12 protein-coding genes and 1 tRNA gene are annotated in these 21064 nt (G+C 60.4%); 10 read left to right on the top strand and 3 right to left on the bottom strand.

What is annotated here, in order from left to right:
* The first annotated feature begins 276 nt into the window (after positions 1–276).
* The 10 genes from PPP56_RS04665 to PPP56_RS04620 all read left to right on the top strand — a co-directional run bounded on the left by PPP56_RS04665 (position 277) and on the right by PPP56_RS04620 (position 17483).
* On the top strand, positions 277–846 hold the full coding sequence (locus PPP56_RS04665; protein WP_353562869.1) for a shikimate kinase: 570 nt from the start codon (positions 277–279) through the stop codon (positions 844–846).
* Positions 847–1382: 536 nt separating this feature from the next.
* Positions 1383–3002 carry a sigma-54-dependent transcriptional regulator gene (locus PPP56_RS04660; protein ID WP_353562868.1) on the top strand — a complete coding sequence of 540 codons (1620 nt, stop codon included), beginning with the start codon at positions 1383–1385 and terminating at the stop codon, positions 3000–3002.
* A 126-nt stretch (positions 3003–3128) separates the two neighbouring features.
* Entirely contained in the window at positions 3129–4583 is a 1455-nt protein-coding gene (locus tag PPP56_RS04655; RefSeq protein WP_353562867.1) for an alpha/beta hydrolase family protein, read from the top strand.
* 84 nt (positions 4584–4667) lie between these two features.
* Positions 4668–6614, top strand: a complete 1947-nt coding sequence (locus tag PPP56_RS04650) for a M1 family metallopeptidase (RefSeq protein WP_353562866.1) — start codon at positions 4668–4670, stop codon at positions 6612–6614.
* A gap of 258 nt (positions 6615–6872) precedes the next feature.
* Positions 6873–6945, top strand: a tRNA-Asn gene (locus PPP56_RS04645).
* Between the two features lie 1661 nt (positions 6946–8606).
* Positions 8607–11843, top strand: coding sequence for a SusC/RagA family TonB-linked outer membrane protein (locus PPP56_RS04640; protein WP_353562865.1), 3237 nt, complete (start codon positions 8607–8609; stop codon positions 11841–11843).
* 109 nt (positions 11844–11952) lie between these two features.
* Positions 11953–13254 (top strand): RagB/SusD family nutrient uptake outer membrane protein, encoded by a 1302-nt coding sequence (locus PPP56_RS04635; protein WP_353562864.1) that lies wholly within the window; start codon positions 11953–11955, stop codon positions 13252–13254.
* A 275-nt stretch (positions 13255–13529) separates the two neighbouring features.
* Positions 13530–13985 carry a hypothetical protein gene (locus tag PPP56_RS04630; RefSeq protein WP_353562863.1) on the top strand — a complete coding sequence of 152 codons (456 nt, stop codon included), beginning with the start codon at positions 13530–13532 and terminating at the stop codon, positions 13983–13985.
* A gap of 431 nt (positions 13986–14416) precedes the next feature.
* The gene (locus PPP56_RS04625) at positions 14417–15757 is read left to right on the top strand and encodes a metal-dependent hydrolase family protein (protein ID WP_353562862.1); all 1341 of its coding nucleotides are present in this window, start codon (positions 14417–14419) and stop codon (positions 15755–15757) included.
* A 142-nt stretch (positions 15758–15899) separates the two neighbouring features.
* Positions 15900–17483, top strand: a complete 1584-nt coding sequence (locus PPP56_RS04620; RefSeq protein WP_353562861.1) for an amidohydrolase family protein — start codon at positions 15900–15902, stop codon at positions 17481–17483.
* 134 nt (positions 17484–17617) lie between these two features.
* Here the strand turns inward: PPP56_RS04620 and PPP56_RS04615 are convergent, their stop codons facing one another.
* The 3 genes from PPP56_RS04615 to PPP56_RS04605 form a co-directional block, all read right to left on the bottom strand.
* Positions 17618–18757: an NHL repeat-containing protein gene (locus PPP56_RS04615; RefSeq protein ID WP_353562860.1), complete on the bottom strand. Its 1140-nt coding sequence runs from the start codon at positions 18755–18757 to the stop codon at positions 17618–17620.
* 46 nt (positions 18758–18803) lie between these two features.
* A complete protein-coding gene (locus PPP56_RS04610) occupies positions 18804–19943 on the bottom strand; it encodes an NHL repeat-containing protein (protein WP_353562859.1) in 1140 nt (379 codons plus the stop codon).
* A 260-nt stretch (positions 19944–20203) separates the two neighbouring features.
* Positions 20204–21064, bottom strand: an 861-nt coding sequence (locus PPP56_RS04605) for a large ribosomal subunit assembly factor BipA (RefSeq protein WP_502912549.1), incomplete at its 5' end; no start/stop codon positions are given.

Below are 21064 nucleotides of genomic sequence, written 5' to 3'. Positions count from 1 at the left end.
CGGTTGGGGAGCAACGCCAAAACGGCATTACCAAAACGGCATTAGGGGACTTTCAACAGCTATCTCTCATATAGCCATACCGGCCCAGAAATGCTATACCGCAAAGGCGCCTTACAGCACTTGCCGCCCGAAGTCACGCCCCTGCCTGTCCGGTAGTCACACGGCCCTCCGTGAATGAGCGTACTTGCGCCCGCACCACGGCCCCGAACGCCTGCTCCTGCGGGGCATACACCATTGCGTTCGTGCATTCTTTTTCCAGTTCATGCCTCTGTTTCTATGCGCGTCTACCTAACAGGCTTTATGGGATGCGGAAAGTCGACCGTTGGCAGAAGGCTCGCCTCGCGTCTTGACATGCCCTTTGTGGATACGGACGATTGGATCGAGAAGCAGATCGGCATGCGTATCCCAGAATACTTTGCAGAGGCCGGCGAGGCAGCCTTTCGAGAGCAGGAACGCAACGCGCTGGAAGCCACTGCCGCGCATCCGCACGCTGTGGTGGCTACGGGCGGCGGCATGCTTGTTGACGAGGCGCGCATGCAACGCGCGAAAGAGTTGGGTACGGTTGTCTATCTGCAGGTGGACGTAGATACGCTTTACAAGCGCCTGGCCCCCGAAGCCGCATCGCGCCCCCTCCTGTGGGATGACGACGGAACGCCCTTGCAAGGTACGGCTCTGCGCCGCCATATCGCAGACCTCCTGGCCTGGCGGGCTCCAGCATACGAGCGCGCTCACCTGCAGGTAGACGCGACTGATCGCCCTGAACGCGTCAGCGCAACGATCGCTGCTCACGTGCAGACCCAAAAAGAAAAACCGGAAGAAGGACAAGACGCAGATAAGGACCGTTAGATGCTGCTGGCCACACGCCATCCGGCTGCTTTACTTATTGCTTTTCTAATAGAGCCGTTTCCTGATTTCTTGGGGCGTACCTGTGCCGCATGAAAGCAGGACTTTTAGCGCATGTATGAAGCGCTCTACCTGACACACTTTGCCTGGTATAAACGTGTTGCATAGGATAGCGTAGCCAGCAAGTCGTGTAGCCTTCATAGGCCGTGAACAAATAGAGGCGCATTCGGTAAACAGGTCGCAGCTTAATATCAAGCATTATATTTGTATGCTGCTTCGGAGCAGCCATAAAAGCACAGAGGTGTCTAATTTGGGTATATTTTACTCTTTTGCATGGCGCTTCTACACCATTTGACACGTAAGCCAAACATTTTGGCACAGTACGATAAGCAGTTCTCCATCGTACTTTAGTTGATTTCATGTAGAATCAGGTGCGATTCAGTACTGGTGGAGACCAAAGCACTCCCGCCTTACATTCTCCCTGACGTGTTCACGGCGTTACGCTTCACGGCTTTACTTAACAAGAGCACTCTACTATCATGCTGTCTCACGTTCTGCTTGTCGGCACGAATACAACGTACACCACACTTGTCAAATATCGCCTGGCGTCTGCTCCGGCCCTGGATATGCGCCACGTAGATACCGGGCAGGAGGCGTTGCGTGCGTTCGAAACAACTACCACGATGGCAGTGGTGAACGCAACGCTTTCCGACGGGTCGGGCCTTGAGTTCGTTCAGTCGATGCGGTCGGGATGGCGCGACGTTCCCATTCTGCTGCTCGTACGCCCCCATGAGAAAGATGTCGTACAAGACGCTCTGCAGCATGGCGTTACGGATGTGCTGATTGCCGGTAGCACAGATCTGAGTCGCATGGAGTGGTGGCTCAAGCGAGCCCGTACGCAGTCGATTACGACGGCGCTTCCTCTGCCCAAGCGGACTGGTGGACCGAACGTGATTGTTGGGCGAAGCCCTGTAATGTGTCGCACGCGCAGCCTGTTAGAGCAGGCCCGGCAGATGTCGGGGCCGATCCTTCTTCAGGCCGAGTCGGGCACGGAGCCCGACCGCTGGGCCCAGGCAGTGCACGAGCAAAGCGCCGATCCCGATGCACCGTTCGTTACCATGGACTGCGCGCTCTACCGGGATGCCTCTGACGCTGAGGCGCTCTTTGGCGGCCCCGACACTCCGGGAGCCTGCAGAGATGCTGGAGGCGGTACGCTCTTCCTTGAAAATGTGGGCCTGCTCGACGATGACCTCCAGCAGCTGCTCCTGTCGGTTGCCCGCGACGGTCGTATTCCCGCAACCGGCGCTGACGCCCCCGCTCCATTTAAGGCGCGCCTCGTATGTGGCACCTGTCACGACCTGGAGCGCTTGGTGGACGACGGCGCGTTCAACGCCGATCTTTATGACGCCCTTACAGCGTCGCATATCACCCTCCCACTTCTGCGCGACCGGAACGAAGATATTCTGATGGTCGCCCAGCAGATGCTTCGCAGCGCGACTAAAGACCGGGACGACGCGCCCGTTGCGTTCTCGGTATCAGCTATGGAGCAGATGCTTCGGTACGACTGGCCCGGTAACACCCGTGAACTGCGGTCTGCCATCCGGCAGGGGGTCCAGGCGGCTACTGCCTTCGAAATCACCGCAGCCGACCTCTTCCCGGATGAGCACGATGCGGACGCGTATAACGCAGATGAGTATAACGAAGACGAAACGCCTGCCTCAGCCCCGTCAGATGGTAGGAGCACCGAATCCCAAAGCGAGTCGTCCGGTGTGCATTCGCTCAACGGCGCGCCTGATGGCCAGACCGCACCTGTTGCACACGATCAGCAGTCGGCAGGGCGCAACGGCAGCGAGGGTCGAGACGAGGAGCCCCCCGCACCCCGCTCGTTGTTTGACATGAAGGCCGTTGAGCAGGATGCGCCTATGCAGCCCTCAGTTAAACGCTCGTCCTCTCCTCAGATCACCCCTCTGCAACAGCTCGCAGCCGACGCCCCCGATGCTATTGTTCCTCTCGAAGAGCTGCAGCTCCTTGCCGTGGAGCATGCGCTGCACCTATGCGGTGGCGATATGCAGCAGGCCGCTCGCGCTCTGGGCGTCCCGGCGTCAACCATTGTCCATTTCGCATCTGCGCTGGACACTGAAGAGAGCGTTTCAGCCTGACCACAGCTCCTGGCCCGTAAGGCAACCCCTGGGCGGGAGCGCGAGTAAACCCGAACAAATCCGTAGCGCTCGCGGTCTACCTGCCGTTTACCTGCCACACACGCTCCACGCTTGCCCTATCGCATAATGCTTATAGTACTACGGATTATCGCGACCTTTCTGGCAGGGCTGTTCCTCACCGTGCTGCTCGCCGCGCTTCCCACGCATGCACAGCAGCACAATCAGCATGATCAGCACAACAGCCAAGAAAACGTTCCGGACGACGTGATAGGCTCCTGGGAGGGCCTGCTTGACGCCGGACTCACTGAGCTGCGCATCGTCTTTCACCTCGATGCGGACGGGGACAGCCTCACCGCGCTCATGGATAGTCCCGATCAGGGCGCTACCGGCATTCCGGTTTCGGATGCAACATTCCAGGACGAGCGCCTTCGCCTCACGGTCACCGCAGTCGGTGGGCGCTATGAGGGCACGCTCGTGGTCGAGGGCGACAGTGGCCGCTCAATCCAGGGAAGCTGGTCGCAGATGGGACAGTCGTTTCCGCTTACGCTGCACCCAACCGACGCATCGGTTGCGCTTCGAGAACGGCCTCAACACCCCGAACCGCCCTACCCATATCGCACGGACGAGGTGACGTTCGACAGCAGCCCCGATGACATCCAGCTCGAAGGTACGCTCTCGCTTCCCGAGCACGGCGGACCGCATCCGGCCGTCGTTCTCGTATCGGGGTCGGGCCCGCAAGACCGCGATGCCACGCTCTTCGAGCATAAGCCCTTTCTGGTGCTGGCCGACCACCTTACGCGCGCCGGCATCGCCGTACTGCGCTACGACGAACGCGGGGTGGGCGCCTCTTCGGGTACGCCCTTCCCGTCTGTTACGACCGAAGCCTTCGCCCGCGACGCCGCAGCCGCCGTTCGCTTCCTGAAAGCCCACCCGGATGTGCGTCCCGAGTCGGTTGGACTTATCGGACTGAGCGAGGGCGGCATGGTCGGGCCGCAGGTCCATCTCAACCACGAATCGCTTGCATTTCTGGTGCTGCTGGCCGCGCCAGCGCAGACGGGATACGACACGCTTGTCGACCAGCTTGAGCGCATTGCTGCTGCTCAGGGCATGCCGGCTGCACTCGCTGAAACGAGCAGCGCCTCCCAGCGGCAGCTCCTGCAGGCCGTTCGCACCGCCCCCGACTCGTCTGCCGCCGCGCAAGAGGTCGCCGCCCTCCTGAAAGACGGGCGCTTGCCCGACGAACAGATCGGCGCACAGGTCGACCAGCTTACGTCGCCCTGGTTTCGCTACTTTGTTGCCTACGACCCCGCGCCGGCGCTGCAGCAGCTCGACCTGCCGGTGCTTGCGCTCTACGGAAGCAACGACCTGCAGGTGCATCCCGATGTGCACGCCGGGCCGCTACGCGATGCCCTTAGCGCGACCCCCGACGCAACCGTCTCCGTGCTCGACGGACTAAACCATCTCTTCCAGCCCGCCGAAACCGGACTGCCCACCGAGTACGGACAGATCGAGACGACGATCGCACCCGAGGCGCTTCGTCAGATCACGACCTGGATTCAGGAACGCACTGCTCTGCCCTAACGCCCGCGCATGCTATGTGAACCGATGCCACCCGCATCCAGTAGAGGCAGGCATGTCATTCCTTATCGCTAACACCGCCGGCCCATGCCGCTCTTCCGATCCGCCGTTCTGCTGCTCTGTGCAGCGCTCCTGCTCGTCCCTACGATCCAAGCGCAGTCGCCCGAATCCAGCAGCGACCCGCGCCCGGTTCCCTACTCCGTCACGCCTCCCTCTGCCTTTATGGATGCGGTAGCGGCGAACACCCGCACGCTCACGGGTGCGCCCGGATCGCAGTACTGGACCAACACGACGACGTACGATATCGATGCGACGCTCGACCCGGAGACCGCGGAGCTCACGGGCAGCGCCACAATTCGCTACGCCAACAACGCCCCCGAACCCCTCCTTGAGCTGAAGCTCCACCTGCGACAGAACCTGCATGCCGAAGGCGCCATTCGCAACCGAGAGGTGCAGGTCACCGGAGGCATAACGGTCGAGCGCGTCGCTCTGTATGATACGGACACGGATGCGTTTGACGAGGAGCCGCGCTACGAGATTGACGGCACCGTGATGACCCTGCCGCTCGACACGCCACTGGCCTCGGGCGATACGGCCCATGTAGAGGTCGACTGGTCGTTTGAGGTGCCACGAGGCAGCGAAGCGCCACGCATGGGACGCGAGGGCAGCGCGGTCTTCTATCTTGGCTACTGGTATCCACAGATGGCGGTCTATGACGACGTCGACGGCTGGGTCGCCGAGCGCTACCAGGGCAACGGCGAGTTCTACATGGGCTTTGCCGATTATACCGTGAACCTGACGGTCCCCGAAGGCTGGCTCGTAGCCGCTACCGGCATGCTCCAGAACGAAGACGCCGTGCTGACCGAGCCGGTCCAGGAGCGCATCCACGCTACCGAGGCCCCCGACGCCATCCAGACCATCGTGGGGCCCGATGAACGCGGTGCAGGCAGCGCCACGCGCACCAGCGAGAGCGGAACGCTTACCTGGACGTTCCACGCCGAGAACGTGCGCGACTTTGCCTGGGGCACCTCAGCCGATTACATCTGGGACGCCACCACCGCTACCACCAGCGACGGCCCGGTGCGCATCAACACGCTCTATCGCCCCGGTACTGCTGCCTGGGAGCGCAGCGCCGAGTACGCCCGCTTCTCGATCGAACATCTCTCCGATATGCTCCTACCCTACCCGTATCCCCACATGACGGCGGTAGAGGGCGTCATCGGAGGCGGCATGGAGTACCCCATGATCACCGTCATCGGCGGCGATCGCACGCCGCAATCGCTGTTTCGCGTCACCTACCATGAGATCAGCCACATGTGGTTTCCGATGCTCGTGAGCACCAACGAGAAGCGCTACACCTGGATGGACGAGGGCACTACGTCATTCAACACCAACGAGGGCACGGTCGACTTTTACAACGCCAACGCCTGGGCTCCCAACCGGCAGTACTACTACGGCTTCGCCGGCCACCCCGACGAAACGCCGTCTATGCGACATAACGATCGTTTTCCAATCGATGGGCCCGCACGCGTCGTCGCGTCATACAACAAGCCCGGCGTTATGCTGCACGCGCTGCGCGGCATCTTAGGCGAAGAAACGTTTTTCGAAGCCTATCGCACCTACGCCGAGCAGTGGATGTACAAACACCCCACACCACACGACCTTTTCCACACCTTCGAAACCGTTAGCGGCGAAGACCTCAGCTGGTTCTGGCGCGGCACCCTCTACGAAACATGGACGATGGACCACAGCATCGACAGCGTCGCTGTAGAAGACGAACGCGTCACCGTCACCGTGCACGACAGCGGCAACCTGCCCATGCCCATCATCCTTGAAGTCACCTACGACGACGGCACCACCGAGATGCACCGCCGCGAAGCCACCGACTGGATCGACACGCGCACGCGCCGCCTTCAGGTTTCATGGGATACGCCCGCTGATGCCACCGTCACCCGTATCCAGCTGGATCCCGGACGCTTCCTGCCCGACGTGGATCGACGCACCCACCTCTGGATGCCCACGCCCGGCGAGTAGGTACTTTCGCGTTGTCAGCATAGGGGTTCTTGGGGCGCCTCCGGGTACGGTGCCTTGCTCTCAGAAAAACCGGTTGCCCAAAGGTATATGGAGGACCTGTGATCTTCGCTGTACTCCTTTTGAAATACACGTCAAGCACTTGACGGGAACCAAAAAAAGAGCTACCATGCGTGTGCTCGTTGGGAACTGCTCAGTGCTCGACGCATTGGTAACGCCTGCAATCGCGGACAGCAGATTGCACCAGCGAACATCACATATTCCTCGGTAGCTCAATTGGTAGAGCATGCGGCTGTTAACCGCAGGGTTGCTGGTTCGAGTCCAGCCCGGGGAGCCTTGAACGCTCCGTGTCGCTCTGGCCCGGAGCGTTTTCTGTTTCTACCCGCTGCTCCGTAAGCTGTGATTTCCGTAGCAGCAGAAGCCACTTCCCATTCCTGTCCCTTCTCAGGCATGCCCGTCAATGCCCGGAACGTGTCCGCCCGCCCCGAGCAAAGGATATTTAGTGGTGGGTAGACGCTAAATGATAAGGCGATTGGATGCCGCAACTTTTTCTTACCCCCTCTCCCTTATTCCGCTTTGCTCCTGATCCCGGGCTAAGGGAGCTATAGCCGGGTAACGCCAAACCTATTCCGAAAACTTTTGGGATCACTCATATCCTCAGCTTACCATGCGATGAGAAAGCACGGCGGCCCACCCGGTCCACCCCTCAGTCGCTGGCGCGACAGCTCCCCTCTCCAGGGGAGCGGTTGGAGGCGATACCCTTCCGTTCATCTCCCCCTTCGCCAAAAAGAGATTAAGGGGGATGTCTGTTTATTGAGCGCTACGTACAGTCACGTGTCAATGTTGAAGTTCAAGGGGAGTAAGAGCCTCCCCAATGATAATAACGAACTACTTGTCATGGTGAGCGAAGGCCGACGCAGGAGGCCGCAGTCGAACCATCTCATCGGCGTTCAGCAGCTATGGCCCAACGAATGGCCCTGCCCATTCCGGGGGAGATCTTTATTCGCTGCGTTCGCCTGTCCCGGACTTGATCCGGGATCTCGCTTCGCTCGTATCCGACTCCGCTTCGCTCCGCTCAAGATGACAATGCATGAACGAAGTGATGCATGCACAAAACGGACTTGTGGGGACACTTACGTAGCCGGGCAACCTGTTCCAAATGCCGTTAGCAACGCTTGTGCCCCGTGCGGTGGGGCGTTAAACACGTACTCCAAGGGGGAACTCCAAGGGGGAGATGTCCACAGGATCACGCCTTGGGCGAAGCTCGGCAGACAGAGGGCGGTTGAGCAGGTTGCAATGATGCAAACCACAGGCAATCATTTAACATTGAACCGCTACCAGAAATCAAAGCAGGTGCTAAGGCTCTGCGCTTACTCTGTTAGACCTTTCTGTTAGACGTTCACCATGACAACCAGTCGGAGAGGATGCTCCTACCAGACTCCTACCCGACCCAAGTGGCCGTGCGCGACCTCCGTAGTCGTGGGCTACATCAAGCAAAGTAGAGAAAGCAGAACTGTGTTTTTATGGTGGCGAATAGGCAACTCATGCCACCAGAAAGTCAGCTTATCGTCGGTGTGCATCAACATACGCACGTAATGTACACACAAAGTATAGAAAAACCGTGCTTGACATCTTGTTTTACACTGTTCTACATTTCGGAAGCGCTTCGTTTCATTTTCGTTACATTTGGAGTTGATTGATTCTTTCTTAACAGTTAACTAACGGGACGCAGACATCAAATTCACCGCATATACAAGGTTGTGTACTGCTTGTATGGCAGTCACAATTTTCCGCATCAGGCATCCCGTGCTATGCAGTGTGCCGTGCAGTATGCTATGCAGTGAAGTAGTGAAGCGACGCGCTCCCCACCCCGACAGAAGCAGCGTCGAATCCTGAGGTGTCTGGCGGCGCAGCCAAGCATGTAAACGATGCCGTTTTTTGGCCAGGCTGTCGCCTTGTTTTCGTTTATCCACCATGTAACCCAGAGCGACTCTCATGACGCGAGTGATACCGTATACGATCGCTATCCTACTCATCTTTACAGCCAGCCTCTCCGCATCCGCGCAGGAACGAGGTGCCATCGAAGGCATCGTGCTTGACGGCGTAGCAGAGGAGCCGCTGCCTGGCGTACAGGTGCTTTTGTCCGAGCTAAGCCTTGGGGCTATTACAGATGGAGACGGAGCGTATCAGATCGACGACGTGCCTGCAGGCACCTACACGATTGAAGCCCGCTTTGTCGGATTCCGATCGGCCTCTCAAGAGGTTACCGTTGAGCCAGGCGAAACAGCCGTCGCCAACTTTGAGCTCCGCCAGAGCTCAATCAACCTTGACCAAGTGGTGGTAACCGGTACAGGCGGTCCCGTCGAAAAGCGACGGCTCGGCAACTCGATTTCTACGATCAACACCGCCTCGCTCGAAAATGCCCCCATCCAGAGCTTCTCGGATCTGATCCAGGGACGTGAGCCAGGCATGGTAGGGCTGCCGTCAAGCGGACTGACCGGCGACGGTACGCGCATTCGTATTCGAGGATCGGCCAGCCTGTCGCAAAGCAACGAGCCCATCGTGTACATCGACGGCGTGCGTGCTAACAGCGGCGGGGGCTTTGGCGGAGGCTTTGTAGGCGGCGGGGGATCGCCCTCGCGCCTCGACGACATCAACCCGTGGATGATCGAGCGGGTGGAGGTGCTCAAAGGTGCAGCGGCGGCAACGCTTTTCGGCACAGAAGCCTCGAACGGGGTCATCCAGATCTTTACGAAGCAGGGAACGCCTGGACCGCCTGAGTTCACTTTTACCAGTGAGCTAACCGCGATCCGCTTCCCGAACGCCTACCCCAATCAGGTAGGATTTGCTCGCAGTGATGACCAGGCGCAGCGCATGGGGCGCATCTTGCGTGGCAATGAGAACGCGTTTCAGCGCTACGAGCTTGTGAGCGAGAACTTTCCAAATGACCTGGTCGGCACCGGCTTTGCACAGGAATACTCAGGCGGCGTGAGTGGCGGGGGCGACACAGGACTCGGAAGCGTAACCTACTTTGTGAGCGGACGCTTCCTCAGTGAGGACGGGCCCTTCCAGGGTGATCCGAGCATCATGCCTGCAGGCACAACGACGCGCGCAAACGACGCCGTGCGCCGCGCACAGGGTACAGCGAACATCCAGATCTTGCCCTCTGAAGATCTGCGCATTCGCGTGTCCACCGGCTACTCGGATATGGACTTCGAGACGCTACAGACCAACAACAACATCTACGGAACGATCTCGCTTGCACAGTTCAGCAAACCCGAGCTGGTGCAAGAAAACAATCGCACGGGTACGATAGCGTTTGCCTCGGTTGCGGAGTCCGTGCAGCAAGAGACCACGCAGCAAGCGCGCCGCTTCAACGGGTCGCTCGGCGTTGACTATACGCCCATCGACAACCTGGTGCTCGACGCGGTCTTCGGCCTGGACTACACCAACACGTCGAGCCGCGAATTTCGTCCCTTTGGATGGAATATCGACAATTTCTCCTCCGACACCCCGAGAGGTCGACAGCAGTTCGCCACGCAGAATAATCTGGAGCTTACGTTCGACGTGAAGGGCACACTCGCGTCTCAGCTCGGCCCGCTGTTCGAATCGGATCTTACCGTTGGCTCGCAGGGGTTCATAACGCGCAACTCGCTGGAATCTGGGCAGGGGCTGAACTTTCCCGGACCCGGGTTCGAAGTAACCTCGGCAGCGGCGAACCAGGCGCTCATCGAGAGCTTCAGCGAAGTGGTTAACCTCGGGGTCTTCGCGCAAGAGCAGATCGGGTACAACGATTACCTGTTCCTAACGCTGGGCGCTCGCTACGATGCAAACAGCGCATTCGGAACGGACTTCAGCGGCGTGCTCTATCCGAAAGCCTCGCTCGCTTTCAGCTTCTCGGATGCCCCGTTCTGGCCGGGCGACGTAGGGCCGCTCTCGTCGGGTCGCCTGCGCGCTGCTATCGGACAGTCCGGCCTTCAGCCGGGGGCGTTCGACGCGCTCACCACGTTTGGATCGCTTTCGTCGATCAGCGGGGCGGGGATCGTACCGAATAATCTTGGCAACCCCAACCTGGAGCCTGAGCGCTCCACCGAATGGGAAGTCGGCGGCGAGTTTGGCCTGGTCGATGACCGTATCGGAATTGAGGCCACCTATTGGAACCGCACCGTTTCAGATGCACTGGTCGCACAGCAATTTCCTGTTACAGGTGGATTTAACGCACCACAGGTCGTAAACATCGGCGAACTCAAGGCACAGGGCGTAGAGGTGTCGACACAGGCGCTTGTACTCGACCGGCGCGACGTGTCCGTCAATCTCTTTGCAAACGCCTCGTACCTGTGGGAGCAGGTCAGCGACCTTGGCGGCGCGCCGCCCATCAAAGTGGGCGGGAGCTACCCCCGGTACCGTAACTTCCTGGTTGAAGGGTACGCGCCGGGCACACACTTCGGCGTGCGCCTGCAGGATGTGCCTGAAGGCAGCCTGCCCGTAGATCTCATCGGCAGTGGCGGACCGAACACGCGTGACGAGCTGCTGGCCTATCTGGCCGGACTCGATCCTTCCTCGGCGTCGCTCCCCAATAGCCTCGCCCAAGTGCTCATTGCAACCAACGCGAACAGCCCAACCGGCGACCCCGCTGACTTCAATCTCGGAAAACCGACTCCAGACTGGCAGGGAGCCTTTGGCGGCGACGTAAGCTACGGTAACTTTACGCTGTCGACGCTCTTCGAATATAAATTCGGCAATTTCTTCGTCAACAACCTGACCGGCGGATTTCGGCAGGCGAATGCCTCCATCGGGCGTAACCTGCCTGATGCAGCGCGCATCGAGCGCGATTATATGACCGGCGGCGTTGACAGCAACGGCAACCCGTTGAACGATCCGGAAGTCCGCCTCGAAGCGCTCGATGAGTGGGTCAACGAAACGCTAGCGCTCGATCCGTTTGTCGGACTCAACGCTATCGAGTCGGCCGACTTCCTGCGCTGGCGCGAGGTCAGCCTCACGTATAGCGTACCGGCCCGATTCGTGGAAAGCTTCGGCGGACGCAACCTCACGCTCAGCCTTGCAGGGCGTAACCTGGCACTCTGGACTGCCTATAGCGGTGTAGATCCGGAGCTGAACGCAATTGGCCGGGGTGGAGGGAATAGCCTCGAAAACAACTTCCTCGACGGCGTAGAGGCGTTCGGCTTCCCCGTACCTCGCCGCGTGTCCTTCCGCGTCCGGCTCGGATTCTAAAGACGCACCATCGTGCCGCTCTACCATCGGTCCGGGGCAAGAAAGCCCCGGACCGATGTTGCGACCTACCGATATCTGCCGCTGAACTTACTGCTTCCTTATGTACAACATGCTACGATCAATCCGACTCCCACAGGCCGCCGCTGCGCTGGTCATCGCTACGCTCATCATTGTGTCGGGGTGCGACCTGCTGGATGTAAGCAATCCCAACAATCTTATTGAAGACGAGCTTGACAACCCGGCAGCAGCTCCTGCCATGGCCAACGGCGCAGAAGCGACCGTTACGCGCGCTCTCGGGGCTATTCTGGCGCCCTATTCGGCTGGTACCGACGAACTGACTTGGATCGGTTCGCGTGATGCATGGGACGAGCTCGACATCGGCCGCCTCGAAAACCCCAACAACGAATTCACCGACGCAGCCTTCCCGTTCGTAGGCGAAGCGCGGTGGACCACCGACGAGTACATACGTCGCATCGAAGGCTTTCGCGAAGAAGGGCTGCTCAATGACGAAAATACGCTGGCCCGCGTCTATCTCTACGGAGCCGTCATCTATACCGGCATCGCTGACATGTTCGACGACTTCGCAATCGATTCCGATCGCCGCGAAGGGGCGCCTCCGGTGGGCCCCGATAACATGAGCAGTCTGTACGATACGGCGCTCAGTTATGTAGATGCTGCACTGGATCTGGAGCCGCGGCCTTCCCTCGAAGTCGCTCTAACCGGCATGCGCGCTCGCATCCAGTATAGCAAAGCCGTCTGGCAGACTGTGAACCCCGTTTCAGGCGCACCACAAGATAATCTCATCAACGAGTCTGGCGCCGTACAAGACGCCATTGCTGCACTCGACATGATGGACGCCAACTACGTCTTTGCTATGGAGATGGACGGGTCACTTCCGAGCCTGGTTGTCGGCGACCTTAGCATGGCGCTGCAGGTAAACCAGCGCGCCGAGCTTGGATTCGGAGAGACCTATATTGAGCCAGAGCCCGACGGAACGTTCAGCGCGGTGTCGCTGCGTGATCCGATCGACGACGTCGTAGACCCGGTTCTCGAAGAGGCGATTACCGAGTTCATCGCGCAGGATCAGTTCGCAGACATCCCGGTGGTGTCGGCTCGTGAGATGCATCTGATTCTTGCCGAGGCGGCACTCGCCGGCAACCCCACGCTCGACTACACGGAAGAGATCAACAAGCTGCGGGCACTCGACGGACTCACGCCGTACGACGACCAGATCGATGCGTTTGAGCTGCTCAAGCACAGCCGCAAGGTCAACCTCTACCTGCAGGGCCGTCGCCTGGCAGACCACTACCGCTTTGACGATCCGTCGCCAAACTGGAGTGCGAACACGCCGGGCACCTTCCTGCCCATCACGATCACCGAGATTCGAGCGAATCCAAACCTCGGTCAGTAAGAGACTAAGTAGACCCACAAAGGTATCTTCGATCATGTCATTGCGAGGAGCGCTAGCGACGTGGCGCTGTGAGTGCAGCGAGGAAGTGCTCTTGGAGTGCAATCTTGTGCCCTCCAAGCGGGATGAATCTCTGCAAGTGACGCATGAGATCGCTGCGTCGGTCGCAGGCTCCCTCCTCGCGATGACAAGGTGTAAACGTAATTTTTGCTGTGCTACTTAGTAAAACGCACACCGCGCTCTGCGCTTCGCATCCTGCCCCAATGGCCTACGTCCATATGTCACCACTCCGCGCCGCGACCGTGCTTTTAGTTATAAGTCTGGGCATAGGTCTGGCCGCAGGATGCGGGCTGGTGTCCGATCCAGCCCCCAGCACGGCGCGCGTCGTGATCGATGGCACAGGAGCTGATGAGGTGCAGCTCGTCGTGTCTACCGTGTTTCTCGCTCAAGACCAGACCGCTGACTTCGGGCGGACGCTCGACGTGCAGGTGATCGAGGGCGACACGCTTACTGTTGCCGTGCCGTTTGAGGCAACCTACGACATTGCACGTCCGCAGCGCTTCCTGGCCCAGGTATATGCCACAACCGATACCACAAGCCTCGAAGGCATCCAGGTCGATGGCTCGATCGACGGGGATCGCCGCTTCACGCGCACGGCAACCGAGACCGACTCGCTTGTTCAGTTTGTCTACATCTACCAGAGCAGCACGCCCCCCGACGACGGGCGCCTCTGAAGCAATCAGGTGACGTCAACCAGGAAGCCGCTCGTGGTCATGCCAGCGCGTCCTCGCATCACATGAATAACATCCATCACACAAATCGCCACACCCTATGAAGAACATCCCGCAATGCATCCTACAGTGTATCCTGCAGTGTATCCCGATCATCGCTCTGGCTGGCCTGCTGGCGCTCGCCGGGTGCGGACTTGTTGGCCCTGGAAATGGAGGAGGCGAAGATGATGATGGGGAAAATCGGGCGCATCGCACCATACAGCCCGCTCCCCACGTGCCAGATGCCTCACCCTCAGCATATGCACTGCACGCCGCATAGTGTGCTGCCACGCACAGGTGCCTCGCATCCTACCGATGCATAATGAGCACAGTGTGCACAATATGTGCACAGCAAGCCGCTCGTCCACACCGATTCACAATCGACCCAACCCTGCATGTATACCTTTTCGCGTACCATCCTTATTGCCATCGCCTTTGCACTCGTCGGAGGAGCATTTGCATCCGCCTCAGCCCAGCAAACCTATGTGCAGTGCGGCACGCTCCTTGACCCAGGAATAAGCCTGGAACCGGTTCCAGAGCAGACGCTCGTGGTTGAAGACGGGCGCATCGTCGAACGCCAGGAAGGCCACACGACAGGCGGCGATGCCGATACCGTCGTAGACCTGACCGACCAATACTGCCTGCCCGGACTCATCGATATGCATACGCATCTCTCCAACGAGTTCGAGCAGGGCGGCTATATCGAACCGTTTCGGCTCTCCCCGACCAACCGAGTACTTAAGTCCGCCCAATACGCACGCACTACGCTTATGTCGGGCTTCACCACGGTGCGCGATGTGGGCGGACGCGAGGGCATCGACCTGGCCCTGCGCGACGGCATCAACCGGGGCAATGTCGTGGGGCCGCGTATGTTTGTGGCCGGGCAGTCGCTCGCCGTCACGGGCGGGCACGCCGACCCCACCACGGGCTATCGCGAAGACATCGTGGGGCTGGGCGATGTTGAGCACGGCGTAGCGAATGGCGTCGACGCAGCCGCCGAAGCCACGCGCCTGGCCATCAAGCGGGGCGCCGACCAGATCAAGATCACAGCCACCGGCGGCGTGCTCTCGCTCAACGCCGATGGCACACGCCCGCACTTTAAAGAGGCCGAGGTGCGCTCCATCGTCGAAACCGCCGCCGACCACGGACTCAAGGTCACCGCCCACGCCCACGGCGATGAAGGCATGCAGCGGGCCATTCGGGCAGGGGTGCGCTCGCTGGAGCACGGCACTTACATGAGCGACGAGACCATGCAGATGATGATCGACAACGGGGTCTACCTGGTGCCCACCATTACCGCCGGCAAGAGCGTAGCCGACTCGGCACGTATCGAGGGCTACTACGCCCCCGAAGTAACCGAAAAAGCCATTGAAGTCGGTCCGGTTATCCAGGAGATGTTCACCCGGGCCTATGAGCGCGGCGTGCCCATCGCCTTTGGCACCGACGCCGGCGTCTTTCGCCACGGACGCAATGCGACCGAGTTCGAGTACATGGTCGAAGCCGGCATGCCGCCTGCCGAGGCGCTCTACGCCGCCACCTACAGCGCCGCCGACCTGCTCGACCAGCTTGACCACTTAGGCACCCTCGAACCAGGAAAGCATGCCGACCTCATTGCCGTGCACGGCGATCCGCTGAGCGACATCAGCACGCTCCACGAGGTCCAGTTCGTTATGAAAGAGGGTACCATCTATAAGCAAGACGGAGCCCCCACCCCGCAGCCGTACGTGTCTCGCTAAGGGCCCCGTCTGCCGGTTGCTCCTGCATCCTCGAATCCGTATTATAGAGGCAGCTCGCCACTGCGCCGGGCTGCCTCTATGTCGTTTTGGTATAGAGGGATGCGACCGTTTTCTGTCTTTCCCACATCTGTCTCGACCTCCCATGCGTGCTCCATACCGAACCGTCATTTCTCTTTTTGGCTGTTTGCTCCTCTCCGTGCTATTGTCAGTACCGCTTGCAGCGCAAGAGGCGCCCCCCGAAGCGCCCGACCGTACCGACGAAGGCGAGGGCCCCTACGAGCGGCTGGTGCTACGCGGGGCTACCCTTATCGATGGCACCGGCGCGCCGCCCGTGGGGCCCGTCGACATCGTGATTGAGAACGATCGCATCACCGACATCGTGAGCGTGGGCTACCCAGGCGTGCCCATCGACGAGGACGGGCGTCCGGATGGGGGCGACCACGAGATTGATCTTGGCGGGCACTATGTGCTGCCGGGCTTTGTGGATATGCATGCCCACCTCGGCGGCACCGCGCAGGGCACGCCCGCCGAATACGTGCTCAAGCTCTGGATGGGCCACGGCGTAACGACCGTGCGCGAGCCGGGCAGCTTTAACGGGATAGACTGGACGCTCGCCCACCGCGAGCGCAGCGCCTCCAACGAGATCGTTGCCCCGCGCCTGGTAGCCTACGTTGGCTTCGGCCAGGGCCACGACGGCCCCATCTCGACGCCGGAGCAGGCACGTGCCTGGGTACAAGACATTGCCGAACAGGGCGCGGAAGGCATCAAGTTTTTCGGGGCGCGCCCGAGCATCATGGAGGCTGCACTCGACGAAGCGCAACAGCACGACCTGGGCACGGCTATGCACCACGCCCAGCTCAACGTGACCCGCGTCGATGCCCTGCAGTCGGCCACCTGGGGGCTTACCACTATGGAGCACTGGTACGGCCTGCCCGAGGCGCTCTTCACGGACCGCACGGTGCAAGACTACCCGACCGACTACAACTACAACAACGAAATGGATCGCTTCCGTGAAGCCGGGCGCCTCTGGAAGCAGGCCGCCGAGCCGGGCAGTGCGCGCTGGAACGCGGTCATGGATTCGCTGATCGCGCTCGACTTCACCCTGAACCCCACTCTCAATATCTACGAGGCCAGCCGCGACCTGATGCGTGCCCGCAATGCCGACTGGCACGAGGCGTACACCCTGCCGTCGCTGCAGGAGTTTTTTACGCCGAGCCGCGTCGACCACGGCTCCTACTTCTTCGACTGGACCACCACCGACGAGATCGAATGGAAGCGAAACTACGACCGGTGGATGACCTTCCTGGACGAATACAAGAACCGGGGCGGGCGCGTCACCACCGGTAGCGACAGCGGATACATCTACCAGGTCTACGGCTTTGGATTCATCCGTGAGCTGGAGCTTCTGCAAGAAGCCGGCTTCCACCCGCTCGAAGTGATCACTGCTGCGTCCTTGAGCGGGGCCGAGGCCCTCGGGATGGAGGCCGAGATCGGCAGCGTAGAAGTGGGCAAAAAAGCCGACCTCGTGGTTGTGGATGAGAACCCACTGCACAACCTGAAGGTGCTCTATGGCACCGGAGCGCTGCGCCTGAACGACGAGACGGACACTGTAGAGCGCGTCGGCGGCGTATCCTACACCGTGAAAGACGGCATCCTCTACGACGCCGAACGCCTGCGTGCCGATGTCCGCGCTATTGTCGAAGCCGCCAAAGCAGAAGCGGAGTAGCAGCGCAGTTGTAGCAGCACCCAGGATCGGAGCATGAGCCCATAGCATAGGCCCGGGGTGCAGCCACGGCGCACGCCTGCATTCGCATCCGTCATCTATGCTCCGGGTGGCTCCTGCATTATGGCTTCTGCGTTTCACCACCGCATCCGAATGACCTGAGGGACATCGCTGCTCGCGATTCCGTACAGGCTCTCATCGGTGATCTGTCCCATATGCAGATTGATCTCGCGGGGCCACTGTACTACCTGTACCAGGGTTCCATCTGTATCGTAGACATCGGCTTCATTGGGGGCGCCCGCCTCGGTCGTGCGCTGCACCCAGAGGCGGCTGTCGGCGTCGAAGAATATCCGTTGCAGGGGCGGCTTGCGCGCCGGAATGTCGAACGAGAGGGCGTCTGGCTGGATGCCAAACCGTTCAGTCTGCCGGCGCAGCTGGGCCTCGGCCGCCTGGTACTCGTCGTCGGTGAGTGTGGGGCCGTCTACGCTGCGGCTGAGTACACGTAGCGTATCGCCATCCGCGTTGAAGCGAACCACCTCGTACTGGTCGGTGATGGTATAGGCCCAGTCGCCGTTCCGAGCGTGAGCATCTACTCGGCGTGGACCGTGCGGCTGTGGGATGAAGGCTATGCCGCCTTCGATGCTAACCTCGTGAGTCGGAATGCGTCCATCGGGCGCTGCGGGCATTGGCTGCTCGTGCACGGTCTCGTTGTCGAGGCTGCGATGCATGCGCACCGGGTTGAATCCTTCTTCGCCGCGTGCTGTCCCCACATCGATCAGATGTCCGTCGGCATCGAAGGTGGTGGCGGCCCAGCGGCCGAAGGCGAAATGCTCCATGCTGACCTGTCCGACGGAGGTAGCGCCGGCTTCATCGACCTGGTAGCGCGTGTAGCGGCGGTTGCCATCGTCACGAATCCACAGGTCCCCGTCGGGGCCGATGGCTGGGCAGCAGGGACTGCTGACTTCGCCAGGGCCCTCGCCGCCTGTGGCTATGTCGAAGAGATACGTTCCGGCGGCGTCGTAAGCGCGAACCACGTCGCCCTGTGTGTCAGCGACGATGATGCGTCCAGACTCGTCAGCGACAACCCCGCCAATGCGGCCAAACATGTACGGCGCATCGCCGTCCATCACGCCCACGGTGAGATCAGGCGTTACAGCAACCGGTTCGGGGCGGACATCTCCTTCAGCGTTGCGTGCTGAATCCGTTCCGCATCCCCCTGTAACCGTGAGCGCGAAAAGGAGCACAATGGGAAGAGGCGCAAGTTGGGTTCTACGCATAGCATGTTCTGAGTAGGTGATGGGGCGAACGGGGGCTGGGCAGGCGTTAGTAGCGGAGCCGCACGACCTGTGGTACGCCTATGGCCTGGCTGTAACGGAACCCATATATGGCGTCTTCGGTGATGTGGCCGCGTGTGAGCATCACGTCGTTTGGCCACTGCACAACCTGAACGAGTGTGCCCGTGCGGTCGTAGATATCCGCCTCGTTGGGGGCGTCTTCGGGTACGGCGCGCTGTGCCCACAGGCGGCTCTGGTCATCAAAGAAGATGCTTTCGAGTGGGGGCTTCTGATCGGGAAGAAGCTGCTCCAGTTCGCGCGGCGAAGCGTCAAACCGTTCGGTGAGCACCTCAATCGTCTCACGAATCCGCTCTTCATCCTCTTCCGACCGCTCTATAGGCGCTGGGGTGCGGCTAAGCACATGGAGCGTGTCGCCCGCGGCATCTGCCCAAACGACCTCGTACCGGTCGCTGACGGCAAACGCGAAATCGCCATTGGGGGCGTGGGCGTCGAAGGCTTGTACACCGCCGGGGAGGGGGTAGCGCGCTACGCCGCCCCGTATCTCGGCTTCGTAGACACTTAAGCGCTCGGAAGGGGGCTGTGGAATAGAAACGGTGCGCACTGTCTCGCCGTCTGGGCGTTGATGGAATCGAGCCGGTGTAGACGAGCGTCCGCTGTCTCCCGTCTGCGTACCCACGTCAATAACGTTCCCGTCCGCATCAAACGTGGTGGGCGCCTGCAAGCCAAACATCTGGTGTCCCATCTGAACGGAAGCGACCTGTGAGGCGCCGTCATCGGTCACGTCGTACTGACTGTAGCGGCGGTTCTGGTCGTCGCGAACCCACAGGTGGCCTTCGGGGCCAATAGCGAGACAGCACGGATTGTCGACCTCGCCGGGGCCTTCGCCGGCGGTGGCCACGTCGAACAGGTACTGCCCGTTGGCGTCATAAGCGCGGACAACATCGGCCTGGATATCGGCAATGAAGATGCGCCCCTCTGCGCTGGCCGTCACGCCGCCAAGCCGTCCGAAGAGATACGGATCGTCGCCATCCATCGCGCCCAGCTCAAGGTCGATGGTGGCGGCTGTTGGATCCGGGCGGTCGGGGTCGTCTGCAGGGACTGAGCTCGGTTCGCAGGCGCTAAGAAAGAGAAGAAGCGTTGCACACAGGAGCGTAAAACGTAGTTGCATTAGATAAGCAGTGTTTGATAGAGACACGTGAATGCAATATGCGTGAAGGCCAGCGCAAATGCAAGAACCTGCATAGAAACCGAAAAGCAATGACGCTGGACTGTACGTGTCTCCGGGCCAAACAGCGAACGCCCACCTTGAGAACAAGGCAGGCGTTGCGTTAGCGTCTGTATGTGTTTATCTGTACATGCTCAGCCGTATGTGCTATGCCAGGCTGCCTGGCGCGATGGCAACCATTGCAATCACTGCAGTCACCATCCTCACTCCGAGTACGCGTGCTCGTTGGCTTTTTTGCGCTTGTGTGGGTCGAGGTGGCGCTTGCGTAGGCGAATGGCCTCGGGTGTGACCTCGATCAGCTCATCGGCGCGCAGAAACTCGATCGACTCTTCGAGCGACAGGTCGCGGGGCGGAGGCAGGCGCTCCAGTTCTTCGCCCGCTGCGGCTCGCATGTTCGTGAGCTTCTTCTCTTTGGTGATGTTCACGTCGAGGTCTTGCGTGCGGTTGTTTTCGCCGACGATCATCCCTTCGTAGACCGCATCACCGGGACCGACGAAGAAGGTGCCCCGGTCTTGCAGGTTCAACAGTGCGTAGCCGGTGGCCTTGCCCTGACGGTCAGCCACGAGCGCGCCGGTGGTGCGGTGCGGAATGTCGCCCGCCCACGGCTTGAACTCCTCGAAGCGATGCGTTAGCAGGCCGGTGCCTTTCGTGTCCGTAAGGAACTGCGAGCGGTAACCAATGAGGCCGCGGCTGGGCACCTCAAAGGTGAGACGCACGCGCCCACTCTGGTGGTGCGTTACGTTCTGCATGACGCCCTTGCGCGTGCCCATGCGCTCGACCACCACGCCCATGTGCGTTTCGGGGATGTCGATCTCGGCGATCTCGTACGGCTCGTGGCGCGTGCCGTCGATCGTTTTGGTGATGACGCGCGGCATCCCCACGGTGAACTCATAGCCCTCACGGCGCATCTGCTCGATCAGAATCGACATCTGCAGCTCCCCGCGTCCGTATACAAGCATGCAGTTGGCCGCGTCGTCGCGCTCTACGCGAATCGCCAGGTTGTTGCGCGACTCGTCGATGAGACGTTCGCGGAGCTGACGGGAGGTTACGAACTCCCCCTCGCG

Source organism: Longimonas sp. (assembly GCF_040409695.1).
Taxonomy (GTDB): Bacteria; Bacteroidota; Rhodothermia; order Rhodothermales; family Salinibacteraceae; genus Longimonas.
This window is presented reverse-complemented; position numbering and strand designations above follow the sequence as displayed.

Excerpts from the sequence above, each read along its gene's own strand:
- PPP56_RS04665 (WP_353562869.1), top strand. The coding sequence starts at position 277 with ATGCGCGTCTACCTAACAGGCTTTATGGGATGCGGAAAGTCGACCGTT.
- PPP56_RS04660 (WP_353562868.1), top strand. The coding sequence starts at position 1,383 with ATGCTGTCTCACGTTCTGCTTGTCGGCACGAATACAACGTACACCACA.
- PPP56_RS04655 (WP_353562867.1), top strand. The coding sequence starts at position 3,129 with ATGCTTATAGTACTACGGATTATCGCGACCTTTCTGGCAGGGCTGTTC.
- PPP56_RS04650 (WP_353562866.1), top strand. The coding sequence starts at position 4,668 with ATGCCGCTCTTCCGATCCGCCGTTCTGCTGCTCTGTGCAGCGCTCCTG.
- PPP56_RS04640 (WP_353562865.1), top strand. The coding sequence starts at position 8,607 with ATGACGCGAGTGATACCGTATACGATCGCTATCCTACTCATCTTTACA.
- PPP56_RS04635 (WP_353562864.1), top strand. The coding sequence starts at position 11,953 with ATGCTACGATCAATCCGACTCCCACAGGCCGCCGCTGCGCTGGTCATC.
- PPP56_RS04630 (WP_353562863.1), top strand. The coding sequence starts at position 13,530 with ATGTCACCACTCCGCGCCGCGACCGTGCTTTTAGTTATAAGTCTGGGC.
- PPP56_RS04625 (WP_353562862.1), top strand. The coding sequence starts at position 14,417 with ATGTATACCTTTTCGCGTACCATCCTTATTGCCATCGCCTTTGCACTC.
- PPP56_RS04620 (WP_353562861.1), top strand. The coding sequence starts at position 15,900 with ATGCGTGCTCCATACCGAACCGTCATTTCTCTTTTTGGCTGTTTGCTC.
- PPP56_RS04615 (WP_353562860.1), bottom strand. The coding sequence starts at position 18,757 with ATGCGTAGAACCCAACTTGCGCCTCTTCCCATTGTGCTCCTTTTCGCG.
- PPP56_RS04610 (WP_353562859.1), bottom strand. The coding sequence starts at position 19,943 with ATGCAACTACGTTTTACGCTCCTGTGTGCAACGCTTCTTCTCTTTCTT.